General features: G+C 61.3%; 20 protein-coding genes. 6 read left to right on the forward strand and 14 right to left on the reverse strand.

Annotated elements, in window-relative coordinates:
• Positions 1 to 20: 20 nt before the first annotated feature.
• Genes fliE through uvrB form a run of 5 tightly spaced genes read right to left on the reverse strand, consistent with a single transcriptional unit; the run spans position 21 to position 4984 of the window.
• Positions 21 to 341, reverse strand: a complete 321-nt coding sequence (fliE, locus tag FLQ44_RS10710; protein WP_147685628.1) for a flagellar hook-basal body complex protein FliE — start codon at positions 339 to 341, stop codon at positions 21 to 23.
• Between the two features lie 28 nt (positions 342 to 369).
• Positions 370 to 1707 (reverse strand): sigma-54-dependent transcriptional regulator, encoded by a 1338-nt coding sequence (locus FLQ44_RS10715; protein WP_147694382.1) that lies wholly within the window; start codon positions 1705 to 1707, stop codon positions 370 to 372.
• A gap of 22 nt (positions 1708 to 1729) precedes the next feature.
• On the reverse strand, positions 1730 to 2422 hold the full coding sequence (locus tag FLQ44_RS10720) for a chemotaxis protein CheB (protein WP_147694383.1): 693 nt from the start codon (positions 2420 to 2422) through the stop codon (positions 1730 to 1732).
• 33 nt (positions 2423 to 2455) lie between these two features.
• Positions 2456 to 2929: a low molecular weight protein-tyrosine-phosphatase gene (locus tag FLQ44_RS10725; protein WP_147694384.1), complete on the reverse strand. Its 474-nt coding sequence runs from the start codon at positions 2927 to 2929 to the stop codon at positions 2456 to 2458.
• 39 nt (positions 2930 to 2968) lie between these two features.
• On the reverse strand, positions 2969 to 4984 hold the full coding sequence (gene uvrB / locus FLQ44_RS10730) for an excinuclease ABC subunit UvrB (protein WP_147694385.1): 2016 nt from the start codon (positions 4982 to 4984) through the stop codon (positions 2969 to 2971).
• A 238-nt stretch (positions 4985 to 5222) separates the two neighbouring features.
• Here uvrB and pbpG point away from each other — a divergent pair, with 238 nt between their 5' ends.
• The gene (gene pbpG / locus FLQ44_RS10735) at positions 5223 to 6083 is read left to right on the forward strand and encodes a D-alanyl-D-alanine endopeptidase (protein WP_240801247.1); all 861 of its coding nucleotides are present in this window, start codon (positions 5223 to 5225) and stop codon (positions 6081 to 6083) included.
• A gap of 62 nt (positions 6084 to 6145) precedes the next feature.
• Here pbpG and FLQ44_RS10740 read toward each other — a convergent pair whose 3' ends face one another.
• The 5 genes from FLQ44_RS10740 to FLQ44_RS10760 all read right to left on the reverse strand — a co-directional run bounded on the left by FLQ44_RS10740 (position 6146) and on the right by FLQ44_RS10760 (position 12023).
• Positions 6146 to 7192, reverse strand: coding sequence for an ABC transporter ATP-binding protein (locus FLQ44_RS10740; RefSeq protein ID WP_147694386.1), 1047 nt, complete (start codon positions 7190 to 7192; stop codon positions 6146 to 6148).
• A complete protein-coding gene (locus FLQ44_RS10745; RefSeq protein ID WP_147694387.1) occupies positions 7192 to 8802 on the reverse strand; it encodes an ABC transporter permease in 1611 nt (536 codons plus the stop codon). Before FLQ44_RS10745 ends, FLQ44_RS10740 begins: the two co-directional genes overlap by 1 nt.
• Positions 8803 to 8945: 143 nt before the next feature.
• Entirely contained in the window at positions 8946 to 9938 is a 993-nt protein-coding gene (locus tag FLQ44_RS10750; RefSeq protein WP_147694388.1) for an extracellular solute-binding protein, read from the reverse strand.
• A 105-nt stretch (positions 9939 to 10043) separates the two neighbouring features.
• Positions 10044 to 11324, reverse strand: a complete 1281-nt coding sequence (locus FLQ44_RS10755; RefSeq protein ID WP_147694389.1) for a flagella assembly protein FlgT middle domain-containing protein — start codon at positions 11322 to 11324, stop codon at positions 10044 to 10046.
• 3 nt (positions 11325 to 11327) lie between these two features.
• On the reverse strand, positions 11328 to 12023 hold the full coding sequence (locus tag FLQ44_RS10760) for an LPP20 family lipoprotein (RefSeq protein WP_170252944.1): 696 nt from the start codon (positions 12021 to 12023) through the stop codon (positions 11328 to 11330).
• Between the two features lie 183 nt (positions 12024 to 12206).
• Between FLQ44_RS10760 and FLQ44_RS10765 the strand changes: the two genes are divergently transcribed.
• The 5 genes from FLQ44_RS10765 (at position 12207) to mscL (ending at position 16693) form a co-directional block, all read left to right on the forward strand.
• A complete protein-coding gene (locus tag FLQ44_RS10765) occupies positions 12207 to 12770 on the forward strand; it encodes a peptidylprolyl isomerase (protein WP_147694391.1) in 564 nt (187 codons plus the stop codon).
• Positions 12771 to 12787: 17 nt separating this feature from the next.
• A complete protein-coding gene (locus tag FLQ44_RS10770; RefSeq protein ID WP_147694392.1) occupies positions 12788 to 13285 on the forward strand; it encodes a peptidylprolyl isomerase in 498 nt (165 codons plus the stop codon).
• Positions 13286 to 13332: 47 nt separating this feature from the next.
• A complete protein-coding gene (locus FLQ44_RS10775) occupies positions 13333 to 14058 on the forward strand; it encodes a UDP-2,3-diacylglucosamine diphosphatase (protein WP_147694393.1) in 726 nt (241 codons plus the stop codon).
• 267 nt (positions 14059 to 14325) lie between these two features.
• Complete coding sequence (locus FLQ44_RS10780) at positions 14326 to 16008, forward strand: L-lactate permease (RefSeq protein ID WP_276607846.1); 1683 nt, start codon at positions 14326 to 14328, stop codon at positions 16006 to 16008.
• A gap of 220 nt (positions 16009 to 16228) precedes the next feature.
• Complete coding sequence (gene mscL / locus FLQ44_RS10785) at positions 16229 to 16693, forward strand: large-conductance mechanosensitive channel protein MscL (RefSeq protein ID WP_147694395.1); 465 nt, start codon at positions 16229 to 16231, stop codon at positions 16691 to 16693.
• Between the two features lie 107 nt (positions 16694 to 16800).
• On the opposite strand, the gene FLQ44_RS10790 is transcribed toward mscL, so the two are convergent.
• The 4 genes from FLQ44_RS10790 to FLQ44_RS10805 form a co-directional block, all read right to left on the reverse strand.
• Complete coding sequence (locus FLQ44_RS10790; protein WP_147694396.1) at positions 16801 to 17736, reverse strand: carbohydrate kinase family protein; 936 nt, start codon at positions 17734 to 17736, stop codon at positions 16801 to 16803.
• A gap of 90 nt (positions 17737 to 17826) precedes the next feature.
• Positions 17827 to 18792, reverse strand: a complete 966-nt coding sequence (locus FLQ44_RS10795; RefSeq protein WP_147694397.1) for a porin — start codon at positions 18790 to 18792, stop codon at positions 17827 to 17829.
• A gap of 231 nt (positions 18793 to 19023) precedes the next feature.
• Entirely contained in the window at positions 19024 to 20145 is a 1122-nt protein-coding gene (locus FLQ44_RS10800) for an ABC transporter ATP-binding protein (RefSeq protein WP_147694398.1), read from the reverse strand.
• A 2-nt stretch (positions 20146 to 20147) separates the two neighbouring features.
• On the reverse strand, positions 20148 to 21764 hold the full coding sequence (locus FLQ44_RS10805; protein ID WP_147694399.1) for an alpha-amylase family glycosyl hydrolase: 1617 nt from the start codon (positions 21762 to 21764) through the stop codon (positions 20148 to 20150).
• Positions 21765 to 21843 lie beyond the last annotated feature (79 nt).

The following is a 21843-nucleotide window of genomic DNA, read 5'->3' on the forward strand; positions in this document are numbered from 1 at the left end:
CAAACCGGGGCAGCGCAGCGCTACACTTGCGTATTCATGATTTCCTGATAAGCCGAAACCAGTTTGTTCCTGGCCTGCACCATGGTCTGGAAGCTCAGACTGGCTTTCTGCATTGTCACCATCACGTCCTGGATGTCGACCCCCTCTTCACCCAGCTCGAAGCGCTTTTGCAGCTCTTGCGATGTTTGCTGCACCTGGTTGACCTGCTCCAGCGTCGATTTCAGCACGTTGGAGAAATCAACTTCCGGTGTTTCTTCGGCGGCGGGTGCCTGCTTGCCTGCGGCAAGCGCAGACATGGCTCGAAGCTCTCCCAGCAACTGATTGATGCCTTGCGTAGACATGTTGACCTCTACCCGTGAACGAATCTGCCTAGACAGATTCTCCATCTTCTTCGCGGTAGCGCTGCAGCTTGTACCGTAAGGTGCGTTCGCTGATACCCAGCCTTTCGGCTGCCTGCTTCTTCGCACCACCCGTTGCTGCCAGCGCATCCAGAATATGCCGTTTTTCCACCGAACGCATATCGGTTTCCTGCGGCGCCTCTTGTATTGCTTCTGGCGGGGTAACAGTTTTGGCAAACGAGCCAATGTTCAGCATCAGGTCAGCGGCAGAAACTTCCGTGCCTGCGGCAAGAATTGCCGCCCTTTGCATTACATTGTCCAGCTCGCGGATGTTACCTTCCCAACTATAGGCCGTCAATTCTCGCTCGGCATCGCTGCCTAGCGCCAATCGCGGCTTATCCATTGCATCACCGTGTTTACGCAGCAATTTTCGTGCCAAAGGCAGGATATCCTCCGGGCGCGCGGCCAAGCCGGGCAAATTCAGCGGAAACACGTTCAGACGGAAATACAGGTCTTCGCGGAATCGCCCGGCGGCCACCTCGGCCTGGATATCACGGTTGCTGGTGGCCAGCACACGGATATTCAGCTTGATGGTTTTCAGCCCGCCCACGCGCTCTACCTCGCGCTCCTGCAGCACGCGCAACAGCTTGGCCTGCAGCGGCAACGGCATTTCGGTAACTTCATCCAGCAAGATGGTACCGCCCTGCGCCTGCTCGAACTTGCCCGGCAGGGCTGTGGCTGCACCAGTAAAGGCACCCTTCTCATGGCCGAACAGCGTGGACTCCAGCAGGTTGTCCGGTATGGCCGCGCAGTTTACCGCCACAAACGGGCCATCCTTGCGGCGCGAGTGCTGGTGCATGAAGCGCGCAAGCACCTCCTTGCCCGCGCCACTGGGGCCGGTAATCAGCACACTGGCGTCGCTGGGTGCCACGCGGCTGGCTACCGACACGATCTGTTTCATGGCGGGCGATTCGGCCACCATGGATTCGGCCGCCACTTCCGGCGCATCCAGCAAGAAGCGCTCAACCTCGTCGATAAGGCGCTGCGGCTCGAAAGGCTTCAGCAGGTAATGGCTGGCGCCGGCACGCAGTAGCTCGATGGCGCGCTCGATCACGCCATAGGCTGTCATCAGCACGAAAGGCAGGCCAGGGTAGCGGTCTTTCACGTGGGCAAACAGGGTATAGCCATCCATGGGCTGCATCTGGGCATCGGACACCACCAGGCCCACCGGCTCGCGGCGCAATACCGCCAGCGCCGCCTCGCCATCGCTGGCTTCTACTACGCTAAAGCCGGATAGCTCCAGCGTATCCACCAGCGCCTCGCGCAGGTCTGCGTCATCTTCTACTACCAGTACCGGCAATCGTTTCATGTGTTTCTACATCCGTAAAACTTTAGTCCGCGTGCGCACGGCCTGCACACAGCGCGATCAGGCGGGGGGCAATCCCCGCCAGGGGCAATACTTCGTGTACGCCACCGCAGGCAATCGCCTCTTTGGGCATACCAAACACCACACAAGAGGCTTCATCCTGGGCGATATTGTGCGCGCCGGACTCTTTGAGCTCGACCATACCTGTCGCGCCATCGCGCCCCATGCCGGTAAGAATCACGCCGATGCAGTTTTTACCGATCACGTTGGCCGCAGAGCGGAACAGCACATCTACCGATGGCTTGTGGCGGTTTACCGGCACCCCGTGGTGCAGGCTGGTGGCGTAGCCTATGGTGCTGGCGGGCTTGACCAGCAGGTGCGAGTGGCCGGGGGCAATGTAGACGTGGCCTGGCTGCAGGCGCTCGCCATCTTCGGCTTCTTTTACCGTCAGCTTGCACAAGGCATCCAGCCGTACGGCAAACGACTTGGTAAACATTTCCGGCATGTGCTGGGTAATGACAATGGGCGGCATGCTGGCGGGCAAGGCAGTCAGCAGCACGCGCAACGCCTCGGTACCACCGGTAGAGGAGCCAATCACGATCACCGTTTGCCGCCCCAGCGAGAGCTTGCCCGGCTGGCGCGGCAGAATCATGTCGGCACTATGGCTAGGTGCCACTTCTATGGGCTTGGACGCAGCTGTTTTTTTATCGAGGGCCATACTTTCCCTTAGTCATTTTGCGGCAAACAAACACTATTCACGCCCGGCCTGGCGCAAGAACGCCAGACACCACGCTTCACACGCCTGCTCTATCAGATCCAGCACCTGCTCAAAGCCCTGCGGGCCACCGTAGTACGGGTCGGGCACGTCGGCCTCTTTACCCAATATCGACAACAATAGCTGCGGTGTCACACCCTTTTGACGCATGGCCTGCAAGCTGGCCAGATTGGCGCGGTCTGCGGCCAACATGTAATCAAAGCGGCTAAAGTCGGCCGCGCTGACCTGGCGGGCACGCTGCTGGCGCAAATCGTAGCCGCGCACCAGCGCGGCTTGCGTACTGCGTAGATCGGGCGCCTCGCCTATGTGGTAGGCATGCGTGCCGGCGGAGTCTACTTCAAGCTGGTCTTGCAGGCCATGCTTTAACAACATGCTGCGCATCACCCCCTCGGCGGTAGGCGAGCGGCAGATGTTGCCCATGCAGACCATGAGTATGCGTTTTTTGCTCATTGCGTTCCCTATGCGGCCAACTTGGCGTGGGCTGGCGGCTTACAGGCCGCTCATCCAGGCTTTTTCCTTGAAGGCTTTCAGTTCGTCGCGCAGCTTGGCGGCTTTTTCGAACTCCAGATTGCGCGCCGCTTCCATCATGTCTTTTTCCAGACGCTTGATTTCTTTGGCCAGCGCCTTTTCATCCAGCATGGCAATACGGGCGTTTTCGGCCAGGGCTTTTTTGTCCACCGGCTCGTTCTGGTACACGCCGTCGATGATGTCCTTGATCTTCTTGCTCACCCCCTGCGGCACGATGCCGTGCTCGGTGTTAAACGCTACCTGCTTATTACGACGGCGCTCGGTTTCATCCATGGCGCGCTGCATGCTATTGGTGATGCGGTCGGCGTACAGCAGCGCTTTACCGTGCAGGTTACGCGCGGCGCGGCCTATGGTCTGGATCAGGCTGCGCTCGCTACGCAGGAAGCCTTCCTTGTCGGCATCCAGAATCGCCACCAGGCTTACCTCGGGGATATCCAGGCCTTCGCGCAGCAGGTTGATGCCGATCAGCACGTCGAACATGCCCAGGCGCAGGTCGCGGATGATCTCCACCCGCTCTACCGTATCGATATCGCTGTGCAGGTAGCGCACCTTGATGCCGTGCTCGGTGTAGTAATCGGCCAGCTGCTCGGCCATGCGCTTGGTCAGCGTGGTCACCAGCACGCGCTCGCCGCGCTCGATGCGCAGGTGGATTTCCGACAGCAGGTCGTCCACCTGCGTGCCCACCGGGCGGATCTCGATAATCGGGTCCACCAGGCCGGTTGGCCGCACCACCTGCTCTACCACCTGGCCGGCGTGCTCTTTTTCGTAGTCGGCTGGCGTGGCAGATACAAAAATGGTTTGCGGCATCAGCTGTTCAAATTCGTGGAACTTCAGCGGGCGGTTGTCCACGGCCGACGGCAGGCGGAAGCCGTAGTCCACCAGGTTTTGCTTACGCGCCGCATCGCCTTTGTACATGGCGCCCACCTGCGGCACGGTCACGTGGCTTTCATCGATAAACATCAGCGCGTTCTTGGGCAGGTAGTCGATCAGCGTGGGCGGTGCGCCGCCCGGCTCGCGGCCGGAAAAGTGGCGCGAGTAGTTTTCGATGCCCTTGCAAAAGCCCATTTCGTACAGCATTTCCAGGTCAAAGCGCGTGCGCTGCTCGATGCGCTGCGCCTCCACCAGCTTGCCTTCTTTCAGGTACCAGGCCACGCGGTCGGCCAGCTCCAGCTTGATCTGCTCGCAGGCGCGCAGCACGGTGTCGCGCGGCGTCACGTAGTGGCTGGACGGGAACACGGTAAAGCGGCCAACACGCTGCTTGGTGGTGCCGGTGAGCGGGTCGAACAGCGTGAGCGTTTCCACCTCGTCGTCAAACAGGCTGATACGCACGGCGGTGTCGTTGCTTTCGGCCGGGAACACGTCGATCACGTCGCCGCGCACGCGGAAAGTACCGCGGGAAAAGTCGGTGTCGTTACGGTCGTACTGCATAGCCACCAGGCGGCTGACGATATCCTTCTGCGGCGTGGTTTCGCCCTCTTTCAGGTGCAGGATCATCTGGTGGTAGTCGGACGGGTCGCCGATACCGTAAATGGCCGACACGGTGGCCACGATCACGCAGTCCGGCCGCTCCAGAATGCTTTTGGTGGCCGACAAGCGCATCTGCTCGATGTGCTCGTTGATGCTGGAGTCTTTTTCGATAAACAAGTCGCGGCTGGGCACGTAGGCCTCGGGCTGGTAGTAGTCGTAGTACGACACAAAATACTCCACCGCGTTTTCGGGGAAAAACTCGCGCATCTCGCTGTACAGCTGTGCTGCCAGGGTTTTGTTGTGCGCCATGATGATGGCCGGGCGGCCAGTTTGCGCAATGACATTGGCCATGGTGTAGGTTTTGCCAGAGCCGGTCACGCCCAGTAGCGTCTGGTAGCTCAGCCCGTCGGACAGGCCCTCGACCAGGCTGGCAATCGCCGCAGGCTGATCGCCCGCCGGAGCAAAAGGCTGATGGAGCTTGAAAGCGCTGCCTGGATAGCTTACGACCATGGAATTTCACTCATTTGTCACGCCTTATGCCGGTAACTAGCCCACATTTCATGTGTTTTGACTAAAAGTAATGCCGGACAAAGCAGGGGAATCAATTTAAAATAAAAGGGCTCGATAAACCAACAACAGGGTAAGCCTGACAGGCCGTGCCAAGACACGGCGCTTTTGCGCATCACCGGGTGTGATACAGCCCTGCCAGCGCCTTACCTGCCGCATGAACACTGCATCGGAGCCATGAATGATGCTCAGAACCTTTGCGCTGCTAGGCTGCCTGGCCGCCAGCAGCATGGTGGCGCATGCCGCCCAGCCTGTAAACCTGCAAACCCAGGCATTGACCAGTAGCCCGCGGCTGAATTCCCAGTCCGTGGCCGTGGTGGACTCGCAAACCGGCAAGCTGGTTTACGAAAAAAACCCGCTGCAAACCCAGCCCATCGCGTCGATCACCAAGCTGATGACCGCCATGGTGATGCTGGATGCCGGCCTATCGCTGGATGAACCCATCACCATTACCGAAGACGAAGTAGACCGCCTGAAAAACACCAGCTCGCGCCTGAGTGTGGGCTCGACCCTGACCCGCCGCGAGATGCTGCTGCTGGCGCTGATGTCGTCGGAAAACCGTGCCTCGGCCTCGCTGGCGCGCACCTACCCCGGCGGCAAAGCTGCGTTTATTGCCAAGATGAACCAGAAAGCCCGCAGCATCGGCATGCGCAATGCCGTGTTCCACGATGCCACCGGCCTGGACATGCGCAACAGCGCCACCGCCATGGACCTGGTACGCATGGTGAAGGCGGCCTACCAGTACCCGCTGATCCGCCAGTTTTCCACCACGCACGAATACATTGCCCACCCCAGCGCCACCCGTGTGCTGCACTACAAAAACAGCAACCCGCTGGTACGTGAGGGCGAGTGGGATATCGGCCTGTCCAAAACCGGCTACATCGAAGAAGCCGGCCGCTGCCTGGTGATGGAAACCACCATGGGCAGCCAGCGCCTGATCGTGGTGCTGCTGGCAGCCAATGGCTCGGCCGCCCGCGTGAACGATGCCAAGTCCATCAAGACCTGGCTGGAAGCCCACCCCAATAGCTGGCTGTCGGGCTAAGCCGGCGCAGTACGACAAAAAGGTTGGCCGCGCGGCCAACCTTTTTTGTTTTACCACCGCACTCAGGCGCGGCGGAACGCGATCAGGTGGTCCAGCTCCAGCCGGATGCCGATGGCCTCGCCAATGGCGTGGTTGTGGTGGCTGGGCACCTGCGCCAGTACCTGCTGGCCGGAATCCAGCTGCAGCGTGTACAGGAACTCGGAGCCACGGAACACCTTGCCCAGCACCTTGGCGGTAACCAGGCTGGCATCGTCGTGCACCACGTCATCGGGGCGCAGCAGCACGTCTACCTGGTCGCCCTCGGCAAACTGGCGCGGCACGGCGCTGCAGTATTCGCCCAGCTCCAGCGTGACGCAGCGCGGGCCGGTGACCCGCCCCGGCACAAACGCGCCCTGGCCGATAAAGTCGGCCACATAACGGCTGGCCGGCTCGTGGTACAGCTCGTATGGCGGCGCCCACTGCTGCAGCTGACCCTGGTGCATCACGCCTACCTTGTCGGCCATGGCAAAGGCTTCGTGCTGGTCGTGCGTGACCAGAATGGCCGTGGTGCCTTGCGATTTCAGAATGTCGCGCACCTCGCGCGACAGCCTTTCGCGCAGGTCGACATCCAGGTTGGAAAACGGCTCGTCCAGCAGCAGCAGCTGCGGCTTGGGCGCTAGGGCACGCGCCAGCGCCACGCGCTGCTGCTGGCCGCCGGACAGCTCGTGCGGAAACGCTTGGGCATACGCCTGCAAGCCCACCACCTCCAGCACCGCCATCACGCGGGCCTCGCGCTCGCTGCGCGAGAGCTTGCCCAGGCCAAAGCCCACGTTTTCCTGCACATTCAGGTGCGGGAACAAGGCGTAATCCTGAAACACCATGCCGATCTGGCGCAGGTGCGCCGGCACGCTGTCGGCCACGCTGGCCAGGCGGCGGCCCGCCAGGTGGATCTCGCCGCCGGCCAGCGGCTCAAAGCCGGCAATGCAGCGCAGCACCGTGGTCTTGCCGCAGCCGGAGCTGCCCAGCAGGCAGGCTATCTCGCCCTGCTGCAGGGCAAACGACATGTCATTGACAACGGTTTTGTCGCCGTAGCGTTGCGACACCGACTGTAGTTCAAGCAAGGCACTCATCAGGCAACATCCCGTTGGCGCGACAGCAATATGGTGGGAATCAGCCCCACCAGCACGATGGCAATGGCCGGCAGCGCTGCCTGGTCCCACATGCCTTCGGCTGTCATGTTGTAAACGCGTACCGACAGCGTGTCCCAGCCGAAGGGCCGGGTCATCAGGGTGATGGGCATTTCTTTCATCACATCGACAAACACCATCAGCACGCCGGTAAACAGGCCGCCGGACAGCAGCGGCAGATACACGCGGCGCAGCAGCGCCCAGCCCGAGCAGCCCAGGTTACGCGCGGCTTCATCGTGGCTGCGGGTAATGCGGTTCATCGCCGTGTCTACCGACGAGTACGCCACGGCCAGAAAACGCGCCACAAAGGCCAGCAACATGGCCAGCAAGGTGCCTTTGAACACCGCCGTTACGTCGCCGCCCCAGCCCATCAGGGCAATGATCTGGTTATCCAGCCACGCCACCGGCACAAACACGCCCACCGCCAGCACCGTACCGGGGATGGCATAGCCCATGGTGGCCACCCGCGCCAGGTTGCGCATGGCCTGGCTACCCTGGCGGCGCACCAGGTAGGCCAGCACCAGGGCAATAGCGGTCACCAGCATGGCGGCAATCAGCGACAGGCTGACCGAACGCCAAGCGTAGCCCAGAAAATCGCTGCTGAACTGGTTGGCAAAATCCAGCGACGCCCAGTACGCCAGCTGCAGCATGGGAATGACGAACGCCACCAGCACCACGCTGCCTGCGGCCAACGTCGCCGCCCAGCCACGCCAGCCGGCCAGCAGCAAACGCGGCTGCGGTGCGGCACGGCCGGCCTGGGCATAGGCACGGCGGCCACGGCTGCGCTGCTCTAGCACCAGTACGATGAACACCAGAATGACCAGCAGCGACGCAATCTGCTTGGCGGTATCCAGCGAAAACAGCGCAAACCAGGCCTTGTAGATAGCGCTGGTAAAGGTGTCGTAGTTAAACACCGCTACGGTGCCAAAGTCGGCCAGGCTTTCCATGATCACCAGAATCAGCCCGCCGGCAATCCACGGCCGCGCCATAGGCAGGGCGATGCGCCAGAAACCCTGGCTGCGCGACAACCCCAGGCTCTGCCCTACTTCGAGTGCACGCCGGCCCATGGTGGCAAAAGCATTGCGGCTGAGCAGGTAAACATAGGGGTAAAACGCCAGCGTCATCACCAGCACCAGCCCCCAGGCGCTACGGATTTGCGGAAACCAGCGCATATCCTCGAAATGCGGCCGCAGCCAGGTTTGCACCGGCCCGGTAAATTCCAGCAGGCCTACCTGGGCAAAGGCCAGCACATAAGCCGGCATGGCCAGCGGCAGCATCAGCGCCCAGTTGAAGATACGGCGGCCAGGAAAGTCGTATACCGCCACCAGCCAGGCCAGGCTGACACCCAGCAGCAGCACCCCGGCCCCCACGCCCAGCAGCATGATGGCGGTGTTCTTGAACAGCTCGGGCAGGGTGAACTCGATCAGGTGTGACCAGATGGCAGGGTCGGGGGTGAGTGCCGACAGCATCACCACGCCCAGCGGCACAATGGTGCACAGGGCAATCAGGCAGGCCAGCAGCCAGGGAATCACAAGCGTGTGCAGGCGGCTCATGGCAATAAAGGGGCAAGAAAAAGGGGCATTATCGTTGCAGCCATGCAATTTAGGAAAGACAGCGCAGAGGAAAAAAGCGGCAGCAACAAAACAGGGGCGCCGCAGCGCCCCCGCTTATCAACCACCAGCGGTGGCTTGCCGGCTTACTTGTAGCCCATGCGGTCCATCAGTTTTACTGCTTCTGCCTGCTTGGCACCCGCTTCGGATACGTTGATCAGGTCAGACTTGAAGCTACCCCACGACGCTACAGCCGCATTGGCTTTCACTTTCGGGTTGGCCGCATATTCCATATCGATGTCGGCGTACAGCTTCTGCGCTTTTTCCGACGACAGCCATTCCAGCAGCTTCACTGCGCCTTTCGGGTTTTTGGCGTGCTTGGTGACACCAGCGCCGGATACGTTTACGTGGACGCCGTTCTGTTTCTGGTTAGCCCAGAAGATGCCTACTTGCAGGTTCGGGCTCTTTTTCAGCAAACGGCCGTAGTAGTAGGTATTGGCAATGCCCACATCGCATTGGCCAGCGTCGATGGCTTCCAGCATTTTGGTATCGTCCGGGAACACGGGCGCCGCCAGGTTATCCACCCAGCCTTTTACCACTTTCTCGGTAGCGGCCACGCCCTTGTCGGCGATCATGGTGCCCACCAGCGACTGGTTATAGACCTTCTTGGAAGTACGCAGGCACAGGCGGCCTTTCCATTTGGCGTCGGCCAGGTCTTCGTAGCTGGACAGCTGCTCCGGCTTCACGGTTTTCTTGTTGAAGAAAATGGTGCGGGCACGTACAGACAGGCCAAACCAGTTACCTGCCGGGTCACGCAGGTTGGCCGGAATGTTGGCCGCCAGTGCGGTGGATTTTACCGGCTGGAACAGGCCCATATTGCTGGCTTGCCACAGGTTGCCTGCGTCTACAGTCATGAAGATATCGGCAGGGGTATTGGTGCCTTCGGCTTTCAGGCGCTCCATCAGCGGGCCTTCGCCACCGCTGACTACATTGACCTTCACGCCGGTTTCTTTTTCGTAAGCTTCCAGAATCGGCTTGATCAACTGCTCGGCACGCGCGGTGTACAGCGTCACTTCTTCTGCCATCGCCACGCCACTGAACGCTGCCAGTACCGCAGCCAACATTACTTGTTTCTTCATGACCCACTCCTTGTGCATTGCCCGGCCAGGGCAAGGTGTATCAACATGGGGGCCGAGTATAAACAGTGAAGAGAACCGTTATCAACACCATTTCGCATTTCAGTATTATTTAGGTAAAACAGGGAACCTTACCCAGTCGCCTGCGTCCACTTTCAGTTTTCCGTTACGCAAACGGGCCACGGCAAAACGTGGCTGCACCTGTTCGATTTCCACATCGCCCAGCTGCAGCTCGGGCACCCCCAGCACCTCGCCGTCGGTACGGCGGATCTCGGTAGCCGGGCGCGGCTTGTACACCACCAGGCGGTCGCGCACGGCCAGGCCATCCAGCGCCCCGGCAGACAGGTAAACCTGGTCCCCCTCTACCCTGGCAACACGGGTAGCAAAGGGCAGGCACTGCACGGCACTGGATACCTTGGCCGCGACCTCTTCCAGCACCTGACCCATGGCCTGCCCGTACTCCGACTCCACCATGGCGTCCACGTTAAAAACACGGCTGGATTGCGGGTGCACATCGCCACGGGCCACGCGGCGCAGGTTATCGCGCAGCAAGATACCGCCGCTCAGGGTGTCGTACAGCCAGTATTCAACTTCAAAACGGCGCTCCACCGGCACGTTGCGCACTGACAACCCCAGCAGGCCGGCCAGCGGCCCGGTGTAATACGTGCCCTGCCCGCTTGGTGTACCACTGCCAAACACATCCACACGTGGCTCGCGGCGGGTGACAGCGGTATCGATAATGCGCCCGGCCAGCACAAACTGTGCGCCCTCGCGGCGGCCTATCTCGCGCACGGTATCAGCCGCGGCGCTCGCTTCCAGCATGCGCCCGCCAGGAAAAACCGACATGGTGCCAGCGTACAGCGCCTGGGTTTCGCGGCGCAGGTTGAACAGGCGCACCAGCTCCCCCGGAAACCAGGTGGCAATACTGCCCAGGTCGCCGGCATCGGCCGGCCGCTCCAGCTGGAAATAGCTGGTAACGATACGGCGGGCCAGAAAGCGCCCGGGCGGCATGGCAGCGCGCTGGCAGCTATCGGCTTTTTGTTCGCCGTCGGCCGCATCGGTATCGTGCTCTACCCGCACCACCAGCAGGCCATCGCGCAGGGTTTCGGACAGCACGCGTGTTTTACCGGGCAAGCTCAACGGCCCCAGCATCATGCTTTCTGCCGTTTGCAGCCCGTCCACCACCTGGCTGGACGCCAGCATGCCGCCACGGTGGGTAATGGCAATCTGGCGCAAAGCGTCGCCAATGGCCGCCTCGCGCGCGGCCACACGGCCGGCCTCTAGCGACGCCACGCCCTCGGCCTGATACACCTCGGCCCGCGCGCCAGGCAGCGCGAAAACAAACGCCGCCCAGCAGGCGGAGCGTAGCAGTATGGATAGTCGCATCATGTCCTAGTGCGAAACGTAGAAGTCCCCGCCGTATACACAACCACTGTCAGTGCAGCCCATCTTGCTGCCATCCGCCGCAGGCAATACCCGCGCCGCAGCGGCAACATTGCCCGCACCGACCAAGGCTGTACGATACGCCTTGAAGAAGCCTTCATCCAGTACCACTTCGGCAATGGTTTCGCTGCTGCCGTCTGCCTTGAACTCGGTAGACAGCAAGCGCACGCCGCGCAGATAGGCATCCACGTATACGCGGAAGGTATCGTTGACGGTTACCAGGTTACCCACCGAGCTGCTACCGGACAGCTTGAAGCCCTGCACCTGTTCGGCCACGGCACGGTAAGCATCCAGCTGCGAGGCGCGCATGGCCAGCAGGCGGCGCTGTACCGGCGACAGCTCTTTGCTGGTAGGCGGCGCACCGTAGCCCACAACACGAACACGCAGGGCATTGAACGATTCCTGCTTGTGCTCGGCTGGCGGGTCGGCCAGCGGGCCGACGTAGGCACCGCCCATCATCACACCACCAGGCGACATCACCGGCTGGCGCGAAATACCGGGCTGCTCTTGGCTACCGGCCACGGCCGGGGCTACCGCCACCACAGACCAGCCCTCACCCGCAGTGTTGGCCGCAGGCGTGGAGGCGCAGGCCGACAGCACGGTCATGGCCAGCAAGCCGGGAATCATTCGGGTGATATTCTTCATTATTTCGCTCCGCCGAGTATGCATATCATTTTATAGCCACATCGGCTTATCGGACATCAAATAAAAATCTTGAGCCAGCTTACACTTTTAATTTAGAAAGCTGCCCTGACCTTGCGCAATCTACCGCATGCTGGCCGGCGTGATAAACTGCCAACCGCCCGCATTTTAGGACTTTAGTTCACCATGAAAAAACTGCTGTGCTCCCTGCTGATGCTACTGCCGCTGTCGGCACTGGCTGCCCCTACCGTGGAACTGGCTACCAACAAAGGCCTGATTACCATCGAGCTGGACGCCGCGCGTGCGCCCAAATCGGTAGACAACTTTGTCGCCTACGTCAAAGCCGGCCACTATAACGGTACCGTCTTCCACCGCATTATCGACGGCTTCATGATCCAGGGTGGCGGCTTTGCCATCAAGGACGGCGAACTGGCCCAGAAGCCCACGCGCAGCCCTATCGCCAACGAGGCTGACAACGGCCTGAAAAACGTGATCGGCAGCATTGCCATGGCGCGTACCAATGACCCGAATTCTGCCACTTCGCAGTTTTTCATCAACCTGGTGAACAACGAGTTCCTGGATTACCGCAGCAAAACCCCGCAAGGCTGGGGTTATGCCGTATTTGGCAAGGTAACGGCGGGCATGGATGTGGTAAACCGCATTTCCAAAGCCCGCACCGCGATGATAGGCGGCATGCAGGATGTGCCTATCGAGCCGGTCGTTATCACCAAAGCCACCTATAAACCCTGATAGCAAGGATAAACAACATGATCAAGCTGACCACCAACCACGGTGACATCGTACTGGAACTGTTTGCCGACAAAGCCCCCAAAACCGCGGCCAACTTCGAACAATACGTAATCGACGGCCACTACGACGGCACCATTTTTCACCGTGTCATCAATGGCTTCATGATCCAGGGCGGTGGCTTTACTGCCGACATGCAGCAAAAAGACACCCGCGACACCATCGAAAACGAAGCCAACAACGGTCTGTCCAACAAGACCTACACCATTGCCATGGCCCGCACGCCGGACCCGCACTCGGCCAGCGCCCAGTTCTTCATCAACGTATCCGATAACGACTTCCTGGATTTCCGTAGCGAAACCATGCAAGGCTGGGGTTACTGCGTATTTGGCCAGGTCGTACAGGGCCAGGACGTGGTAGACCGCATCAAGACCGTGGCCACCGGCCGCAAAGGTGGCCATCAGGACGTACCGTCCGACGCAGTCATCATCGAAAAAGCAGAAATCATCCAGGGCTAAGCCGCCCTGCACAGGCCGCCTCGTGCGGCCTTTTTCATTATTGACACATGGCCATACACTTCATATCCGACCTGCACCTGCACCCGGGCGAGCCCTGGCTGGGGCAGCTGTTTACCCGCACGCTCGCCAGCTGGCGCGGGCAGATCGACGCCCTGTACATTCTGGGCGACCTGTTCGAGTACTGGGTAGGCGACGACGACACCGACCCCTTTGTACACAACATGCTGGCCGCCATGCAGGCATTCAGCGCCAGCACGCCGCTGTACGTGATGCGCGGCAACCGAGATTTCCTGCTAGGCCCCGGCTTTGCCGCTGCCAGCGGCGCCACCCTGCTGGACGAACCCCACCTGCTGCAAGCCTGCGGCCAACCCTATGTGCTGGTACACGGCGACGGCCAGTGCACCGACGACGCGGCCTACCAGCAGTTTCGTGCCATGGTACGCCAGCCAGCCTGGCAGGCAGCCTTCCTGCAAAAACCGCTGGCCGAACGCCACGCCATCGCGCAGCAGATACGTGGCATGAGCCAGGCCAAGAAACAGGACGAAGGCCTGAACGAGATGGGCGATGTCACCCCGGCCGCCATTGATGCGCTACTGGCCGCCTACCCCGGCGCCACGCTAATCCACGGCCACACCCACCGCCCGGCCTGCCATACACAGCAGCTAGACGGCGAAACCCGCCAGCGCTGGGTGATTGCCGACTGGTACGCCGGCCGTGGCGGCTACCTGCGCCTGGACGAACACGGCCTGAGCGCCCACGCACTCACACTGTAAGCCATGGTTGGCCGCACGCAGCGGCCAACCTTCACCCCGCCCCCAAGGCTGGCCAGCACGGCCGTCACCCACCCTGCTTCGGCGCTGCAAACCCCGCCACACACACCCGAAAAATCGCTACAAGGGTTACCCCGCAAGGGTTTTCCCGCAAGGGGCAGCCCCAACTGACAAGCCAGAAAGCTGTTTTTAGAATCCGGGCACATAAGGACCATCACGTACTGATGGCACAACAACACAACCCCGGAGTATCTGAACATGAGTTTGGGAATGCAGGCTTTACTGGCATTTATGCCTATCTTGCTCTCGGCCATCCTGCTGGTAGGGCTGAACTGGCCGGCCAAGCGGGCCATGCCTGTCGTCTTTATCGCCACCGCCCTGATTGCCGTGCTGGGCTGGGAAATGAGCCTCAACCGCGTCGTGGCCTCCACCCTGCAAGGCGGGCTGATTACCCTGTCGGTGCTGTGGATCATCTTTGGCGCCATCCTGCTGCTGAACACGCTAAAGCACTCTGGCGGCATCCTGGCTATCCGTGAAGGCTTTGCCAACATCACCCCGGACCGTCGCATCCAGGCGCTGATCATTGCCTGGCTGTTTGGCTGCTTTATCGAAGGCGCCTCCGGCTTTGGCACGCCAGCCGCCATTGCCGCCCCGCTGCTGGTGGCCATGGGCTTCCCGGCGCTGGCTGCTGTGCTGCTGGGCATGATGGTGCAATCCACACCGGTATCGTTCGGCGCGGTGGGCACGCCCATTCTGGTTGGCTTGAACACCGGCCTGGACACCGCCAGCATCGGCGCACAGCTGCAAGCCAATGGCAGCAGCTGGCAGGCTTACCTGGCGCAAATCACCAGCCAGGTTGCGATCACCCACGCCATCATCGGCACGCTGATGCCGCTGTTCATGGTAATGATGCTTACCCGCTTTTTCGGCCGCAACCGCTCGTGGAAAGAAGGCCTGGCGGTAGCGCCGTTTGCCATTCTGGCAGGCCTGGCCTTTACCGTGCCTTACGCCCTTACCGGCATGCTGCTGGGCCCGGAGTTCCCGTCCATTATCGGTAGCCTGGTAGGCCTGGTGATTGTGGTGAGCGCGGCCAAAGCCGGCTTCCTGATGCCCAAGCAGACTTGGGATTTTGCACCGGCCAAGGAATGGCCGGAAGAGTGGCTGGGCTCGGTGGAAATCAAGCTGGAAAGCATCGGCAACAAGACCCCGCTGTCGGTTAGCCGCGCCTGGGTACCCTACCTGCTGGTAGCCGCCCTGCTGATCCTCAGCCGCACCAACGATACCGTTAAAAATGCGCTCAAGGCAGTGGCCTACAAGAGTGGCGACCTGCTGGGTGAAAAAGGCATTACTGCCGTCATCGACCCGCTGTACCTGCCGGGCGGCATTCTGGCGATCGTGGTGATTGCCACCTTCTTCCTGCACCGCATGAAGTGGTCGGAAATGCGCGCGGCCATTGGTGAATCGGGCAAGGTACTGTTTGGCGCCGGCTTCGTGCTGATGTTCACCGTGCCGATGGTCCGCATCATGATCAACTCCGGCGTGAACCTGTCCGGCCTGAAGTCGATGCCGATTGCCATGGCGCAGTATGTCGCCGACACCTTTGGCGCCTCTTACGCTTTCTTTGCCCCTACCGTGGGTGCCATGGGGGCCTTCATTGCCGGCTCCAATACTGTCAGCAACATGATGCTGGCGCAGTTCCAGTTTGGCGTAGCCGAGAACCTGGCCATTACCAGCTCCATGATCGTTGCCGTGCAGGCCGTGGGTGCGGCGGCGGGCAATATGATCGCCATTCACAACGTGGTTGCCGCCTCGGCCACAGTCGGTTTGCTGGGTCGTGAAGGTGCCACCCTGCGCCGCACCATCCTGCCTACGCTGTACTACCTGGCCATGGCAGGCCTGATTACCTGCCTGGCGCTGTACGTGTTCGGCGTACGTGACGCACTGTCGGCCTGATCACACAGCGGTTTCTGCAAAAGCACACAACCCCGGCTTGGCTGGGGTTGTGTGCTTTCATACTGTGATATATCGAGTTTAATAAGTTAAACCTAAACAGTTAAGGCTTCATTTGCGTGGCAGGTAATCAAATCACGCAACAAGCTTCAATTTTTCTGATTTTCGTTCGATACTTATCTGGCTTGTTAATCTTCATTACAAAATCACAAGGGGGGCACACATGTCCGTACTGAAAGAATTCCGCGAATTTACCATGCGCGGCAACGTGATCGACCTGGCGGTGGGTGTGGTCATCGGCGGTGCCTTCGGCGCCATCGTCAAATCGCTGGTGGACGATGTGATCATGCCGCCCATCGGCCTGCTGATCGGCAATGTGGATTTTGCCAACCTGTTCATCGTGCTGAAAGAAGGCGCCAAAGCCGCCGCACCGTACGCATCGGTCGCCGCTGCCAAGGACGCCGGCGCGGTCACCATGAACATCGGCCTGTTCATCAACGCGCTGGTCAGCTTCACCATCGTAGCCTTCGCCATTTTCATGCTGGTAAAAGTGATCAACCGCCTGAAGCGCGAAGAAAAAGTGGAAGAAATCGCCGCCGAGCCCGCTACCAAGGAATGCCGCTACTGCTTGTCCAGTATTCCGGTAAAAGCCACGCGCTGCCCGTGCTGCACCTCGCAGCTGGACTAAGCTTACGCTGACAGCCAGGCACAAGGCCGCCCACGGGCGGCCTTGTGCTTTTCGGCGCAGACAGTGCGCGCCCATCGGGCACCTAGCACCGCATATTGCACACCACCTCAAGCCATGACAGCCACCTGCGGCAACAAACGCTGGCATAGCGCATCCACCGCGCTGCGTAACGGCACGGCCGCCCCGGCCACCCCACAGGCCGCGCTACCACTGGCTACCGCCGCCGCCAGATGCTGCGCCAGCGCGGCCTGTGGCGCCTGCCACAGGCTAGCCAGCAAGCCGGCCATACTGGCGTCGCCCGCGCCAACCGTATCCACCACCGCTACCGGCGGCGGTGCCAGCTGCAAACGCTGGGTGCCCGCCCACAGCTGCGCCCCGGCTGCACCGCAGGTGTACAGGATGAGTGCCTGCGGGTTCCACTGCTGCAGCGTGGCCAGCGCGGCGGCCTGGTCGTGGTGGCGAAACAGCCCGGCCAGGTCTTCGTCCGACACCTTTACCACGTCGGCCAGCGCCACCATCTGGCGCAGCATAGCGTCGTAACGGGCGTCCATCGCCACGCGAAAATTCGGGTCGTAGGCAAGGCGTACCCCGGCGGCCTTCAGCTGCCGCGCCTGCGCCAGCAAATGCCCCGCCAGCGGCGGGCGGGCCAGGCTGATACCACCAAACAGCGCCCAGCGCGCTGCCTGCGGCCAACCTGGCGGCAAGTTGGCCGCATCAAAATGCAGGTCGGCGCTGTGATCGCCCACAAAGAAATACTGCGGCGGCTGCGTGCTGTACACCATGGCCAGCAAGGGCGAGGCGTCCACGGGCTGGATATAGCGCAGGTCCAGCCCCGCCTCGGCACTGGCTGCCAGCAGCGCCTCGCCAAAACAATCGCGGCTGATGGCCCCGGCAAACGCTGCCGGCAGCCCCCAGCCCGCCAGGATGCGCGCCACATTCCACGGTGCGCCGCCCGGGCGCGACAGCCAGCGGCCATCGGGCTGGATGATCATGTCGGTTAATACCTCGCCAAAACAGAGCAAGGCCGGTAAGGGCTGTGTCATTGCGTCTCCTGCATGAAAAAAACCTGCCGCAGGGCGGCAGGCTAAGACCTCATCTTGAACAGGCAGCTTGCGCCGCCCTGCACCGCCGCATCAGAAGCCGATGTGCACCCCGCCAAACAGATAATTGTCACGCTTGCCGTTGTTCTTCTTGTCCGATTTGTACTCGGCAAACAAGCTGGTCTGGAAGCGGCTGTCCTTGCCGGACAGATCGTAGTCGGCCCCCAGCAGGGTCACTTTGTGTTTGCCGCCGCTCACATAGCCAAAGTCAGTCGTGCTGACATAGCCGGCACGCACGCCCACGCGCTGTGGCTTGTACTCGGCGTACACCCCCACGCTCTTCTGCGTAGGGCCTTTCACGTTCTTGGAATTGTTCAGTTCCGTGGCCAGCGTCAGGCCGGCTACCGGCACCACTTTCAGCGCCAGCAGCGTGTCTTTCAGTGTGCCGCCGGCAGCCACTTTTTGCTGGCCAAACGACAAACGGGTACCAAACATGCCTTGTTCGTAAGTGCCGCTGGCCGCCCAGGCGTCGGTCGCGCGCGGCTGGGTGGTGGTTTTGTCTTCACCCGGCGAGTAGCTGAACGACAGCGCCAGGCCATTCAGGTTTGGTGCCTCGTATTTGAAAGCGCCACGGCTGCTACCACCGCCGCTGATGATGTCGCCACGGTCCGGGCCCACGTCGTAGGCGTACAGATTAGCCTTGAAGTAGCCATCACCGTAGGCATTAATGCCACGGCCCAGTTTTACCGTACCAAACTCGCCTTGCAAGCCGACAAAGGTATCGCCATTGGCAAAATGGTCGGTGCCTTTATTATTATCCAGCTTGATATCGGTATTTACCTGCAGCAGCGCTTTCAGGCCATTGCCGATATCGGCACTGCCCACCACATTCAATTCGGAACCGCCGTCTTCTACGGCACGGTTACTGATACCGTTTTCTTTTTTGGATGCCATACCGACTTCTACCTTGCCGGTGAATCTGATATCGCCATCCAGGGCAAATGCGTGGCCAGCCATCAGGCTAGTGGCAACCAGCAGGGCAATGTGTTTTTTATTCATGCTTGTCTCCGTTTGTGTTTATTTTCCAGCGCTTGCCGGTAGGGCTTATTTAAAACGCCCACAAACATGTAGCCAACACATTACAAAACAAACCCGCTCATTTTTTAAAACAAATTGGTTACCCGCAACAAAACATTATTCACAAATAAAACACGCCATTCATAATTGAAATACAGCACAGATAAATAAAGGCACCCCGCGGTGCCTTTATTCAAAGCCGTACCCGGCGGCTCAGGCCGCGGCCAGGCTAGCGGCCAACCTGGGCAAGGCTTCGTCTGCCGCGTCAAACACATGCAGGCTGGCGGCGGGCAGCGCAAAGCGCAGGCTGTCGCCGATGGCAGCGCTGCTACCGGCCAGCTTTACCACCAGCGGCGCCGGCGACAGGCCGGTTTCCAGGTAGGCATAGCTATGCTCGCCCAGGTGCTCCAGGTGGGTAATGCGGCCCAGCAGGCTGCCCTCGCCTACCTGCACGTGCTCGGGGCGAATGCCCACCGTCACCACCGCGCCAGCCTGCTGGCTGCTGGCGTTCACCGCCGCCTGCAGCGTGGCCGTGCCGGCCAGGCACTGCAAGCCGCTGCTGCTGGCCTGGCTGACCTCGGCCGGGAAAAAGTTCATGCCTGGCGAGCCGATAAAGCTGGCCACAAAACGGTTTTTCGGGTGGTGGTACAAGTCCAGCGGGTGGCCCACCTGCGCGATGCTGGGCACGCCTTCCTGCCCGGCCAGCGGCTTGAGCAGCACGATCTTGTCGGCCAGCGTCATGGCTTCTACCTGGTCGTGCGTCACGTACACCATGCTGGCGCTGCCCAGCTGGCGGTGCAGGCGGGCAATCTCCACCCGTGTCTTCACCCGCAGCGAGGCGTCCAGGTTGGACAGCGGCTCGTCAAACAGAAACACCTTGGGCTGGCGCACAATGGCGCGGCCAATGGCCACGCGCTGGCGTTGGCCGCCGGACAGCGCGCCCGGCTTGCGGTCCAGCAGCGCGGTAAGGTGCAGCGATTCGGCCGCGCTGCGCACGCGGCGCTCGATCTCGTCCTTGCCCAGCTTCAGGTGGCGCAGGCCAAAAGCCATGTTGTCGTACACCGTCATGTGCGGGTACAGCGCATAGCTCTGGAACACCATGGCCACGTCGCGCTGTGCCGGTGGCACGTCGTTCACGCAGCGGCCATCTATATGCAGCTCGCCGCCGCTGGCGTCGTCCAGGCCGGCAATCAGGCGCAGCAAGGTGGATTTACCGCAGCCGGACGGCCCGATGAACACGCAGAACTCGCCCGGTGCAATGGTGAGGTTGATGTCGGCCAGGATGGGGTTGCCACCAAAGCGTTTTTGAATGCCCTGCAAACGGATTTCGCTCATGCTCAGCCCTCCACGGCCAGCTGGATGAAGGCAGCCGACATCGGCGCCAGTTCGATCACCTGCCCGGCAGCCTGGCTGCCATCGCTGTGCAGCAGCACGCGGGCATCGGCCGGTAATGGCAGGTTGGCCGCATCGCCGCCCAGGTTGAAGACACACTGCAGCACTTGGCCGTGACCGCTGCGGCTAAAGCGCAGCAGGCTGTCGTCGGCCTCGCCCAGCACAAAATCGCCACCGTGCAAGGCGGGCTGCGCCCGGCGCCAGGCCAGCAGCTGCTGCCAGAACGCCAGCGGGCTATCGGCCTGCGCCGCCTGCTGCGCTACGGCGGCGCTACGGTGCGCTGGCCACAGCGGCAGCCACGGCTGCTGGCTGCCAAAGCCACCGTCGGCGCTGCTATCCCACGCCATCGGCGTGCGGCAGCCGTCGCGGCCTTTGAACTCGGGCCACAGCACCTTGGCGTACGGGTCTTGCAGCTGTTCGTAGCGGATCTCGGCTTCCGGCCAGCCCAGCTCCTCGCCCTGGTACACGCACACCGGGCCAGGCAAGGCCAGCAGCAGCATGGCAAACACGCGGGCGCGCGCCGCCTCGCTGCCGCCCAGCGCCGCCCAGCGGCTCACCACGCGGATGTTGTCGTGGTTGGACAGCGCCCAGCACACGGTGGCGTCGCCGGCCTCGGCCACGTATTCCTGCAGCACGCGGTGCAGGTAGCGCGGGTGGCATTCATCGGTTAGCAGCGTAAACACATAGGCCATGTGCAGCAGCTCGCTGCCGGCGGTGTAGTCGCGCAGCGTCTGGTACTGCAGGTCGTCGCCGATCTCGCCCACGGTGATGGCGCCAAACTCGTCGCACAGGCGGCGCAGGCGGCGGATGAAGTGCAGGTTTTCCGGCTGCGTCTTGTCGTACAGGTGGCGCTGGAAGGCGTACGGGTTGCTGCGCGGCACGCCGCCGGCGTAGCTGCCGGCCGGCTGCGGCGGGTTGTCGCGCAGCTGTGCGTCGTGGGTGTAGAAGTTGACGGTATCCAGCCGGAAGCCATCCACCCCCAGCTGCAGCCAGAAGCGCGCCACATCCAGTACCGCGTCTTGTACCGCCGGCTGGTGAAAGTTGAGGTCCGGCTGGCTGGTGAGAAAGTTATGCAGGTAATACTGGCCGCGGCGGGCGTCCCACTGCCAGGCGCTGCCGCCAAAGATGCTGAGCCAGTTGCTGGGCGGCGTGCCGTCGGCGCGCGGGTCGGCCCACACGTACCAGTCGGCGCGGGCGTTGTCGCGGCTGGCGCGGCTTTCGGCAAACCACGGGTGCTGGTCGGAGGTATGGCTGAGCACCAGGTCGATCAGTACTTTCAGGCCCAGCTCATGCGCGCGGCCAACTAGCGTGCGAAAATCGTCCAGCGTGCCGAACATCGGGTCCACGTCGCAGTAATCGGATACGTCGTAACCAAAATCGGCCATGGGCGAGGTAAAAAACGGCGAAATCCAGATTGCCTCGGCGCCCAATTGCGCAATATGCGGCAGGCGGTGGGTAATACCCGGCAAATCGCCAATACCGTCGCCATTACTATCCTGATAGCTGCGCGGGTAAATCTGGTAAATAACGGTGTTTTGCCACCAGTGTTGATTATTTTGCATTCTTTTATTCCTTAGCCACGAAAATCACGACAAGCACGAAATAACACCGGATGCGCCATGACGCTTTGCATCATGCGCT

The organism is Vogesella mureinivorans (assembly GCF_007644035.1).
Classification (GTDB): Bacteria; Pseudomonadota; Gammaproteobacteria; order Burkholderiales; family Chromobacteriaceae; genus Vogesella; species Vogesella mureinivorans.

Coding starts and splice junctions, on each gene's coding strand:
- fliE (WP_147685628.1), bottom strand. CDS start 341: ATGTCTACGCAAGGCATCAATCAGTTGCTGGGAGAGCTTCGAGCCATG.
- FLQ44_RS10715 (WP_147694382.1), bottom strand. CDS start 1,707: ATGAAACGATTGCCGGTACTGGTAGTAGAAGATGACGCAGACCTGCGC.
- FLQ44_RS10720 (WP_147694383.1), bottom strand. CDS start 2,422: ATGGCCCTCGATAAAAAAACAGCTGCGTCCAAGCCCATAGAAGTGGCA.
- FLQ44_RS10725 (WP_147694384.1), bottom strand. CDS start 2,929: ATGAGCAAAAAACGCATACTCATGGTCTGCATGGGCAACATCTGCCGC.
- uvrB (WP_147694385.1), bottom strand. CDS start 4,984: ATGGTCGTAAGCTATCCAGGCAGCGCTTTCAAGCTCCATCAGCCTTTT.
- pbpG (WP_240801247.1), top strand. CDS start 5,223: ATGATGCTCAGAACCTTTGCGCTGCTAGGCTGCCTGGCCGCCAGCAGC.
- FLQ44_RS10740 (WP_147694386.1), bottom strand. CDS start 7,192: ATGAGTGCCTTGCTTGAACTACAGTCGGTGTCGCAACGCTACGGCGAC.
- FLQ44_RS10745 (WP_147694387.1), bottom strand. CDS start 8,802: ATGAGCCGCCTGCACACGCTTGTGATTCCCTGGCTGCTGGCCTGCCTG.
- FLQ44_RS10750 (WP_147694388.1), bottom strand. CDS start 9,938: ATGAAGAAACAAGTAATGTTGGCTGCGGTACTGGCAGCGTTCAGTGGC.
- FLQ44_RS10755 (WP_147694389.1), bottom strand. CDS start 11,324: ATGATGCGACTATCCATACTGCTACGCTCCGCCTGCTGGGCGGCGTTT.
- FLQ44_RS10760 (WP_170252944.1), bottom strand. CDS start 12,023: ATGAAGAATATCACCCGAATGATTCCCGGCTTGCTGGCCATGACCGTG.
- FLQ44_RS10765 (WP_147694391.1), top strand. CDS start 12,207: ATGAAAAAACTGCTGTGCTCCCTGCTGATGCTACTGCCGCTGTCGGCA.
- FLQ44_RS10770 (WP_147694392.1), top strand. CDS start 12,788: ATGATCAAGCTGACCACCAACCACGGTGACATCGTACTGGAACTGTTT.
- FLQ44_RS10775 (WP_147694393.1), top strand. CDS start 13,333: ATGGCCATACACTTCATATCCGACCTGCACCTGCACCCGGGCGAGCCC.
- FLQ44_RS10780 (WP_276607846.1), top strand. CDS start 14,326: ATGCAGGCTTTACTGGCATTTATGCCTATCTTGCTCTCGGCCATCCTG.
- mscL (WP_147694395.1), top strand. CDS start 16,229: ATGTCCGTACTGAAAGAATTCCGCGAATTTACCATGCGCGGCAACGTG.
- FLQ44_RS10790 (WP_147694396.1), bottom strand. CDS start 17,736: ATGACACAGCCCTTACCGGCCTTGCTCTGTTTTGGCGAGGTATTAACC.
- FLQ44_RS10795 (WP_147694397.1), bottom strand. CDS start 18,792: ATGAATAAAAAACACATTGCCCTGCTGGTTGCCACTAGCCTGATGGCT.
- FLQ44_RS10800 (WP_147694398.1), bottom strand. CDS start 20,145: ATGAGCGAAATCCGTTTGCAGGGCATTCAAAAACGCTTTGGTGGCAAC.
- FLQ44_RS10805 (WP_147694399.1), bottom strand. CDS start 21,764: ATGCAAAATAATCAACACTGGTGGCAAAACACCGTTATTTACCAGATT.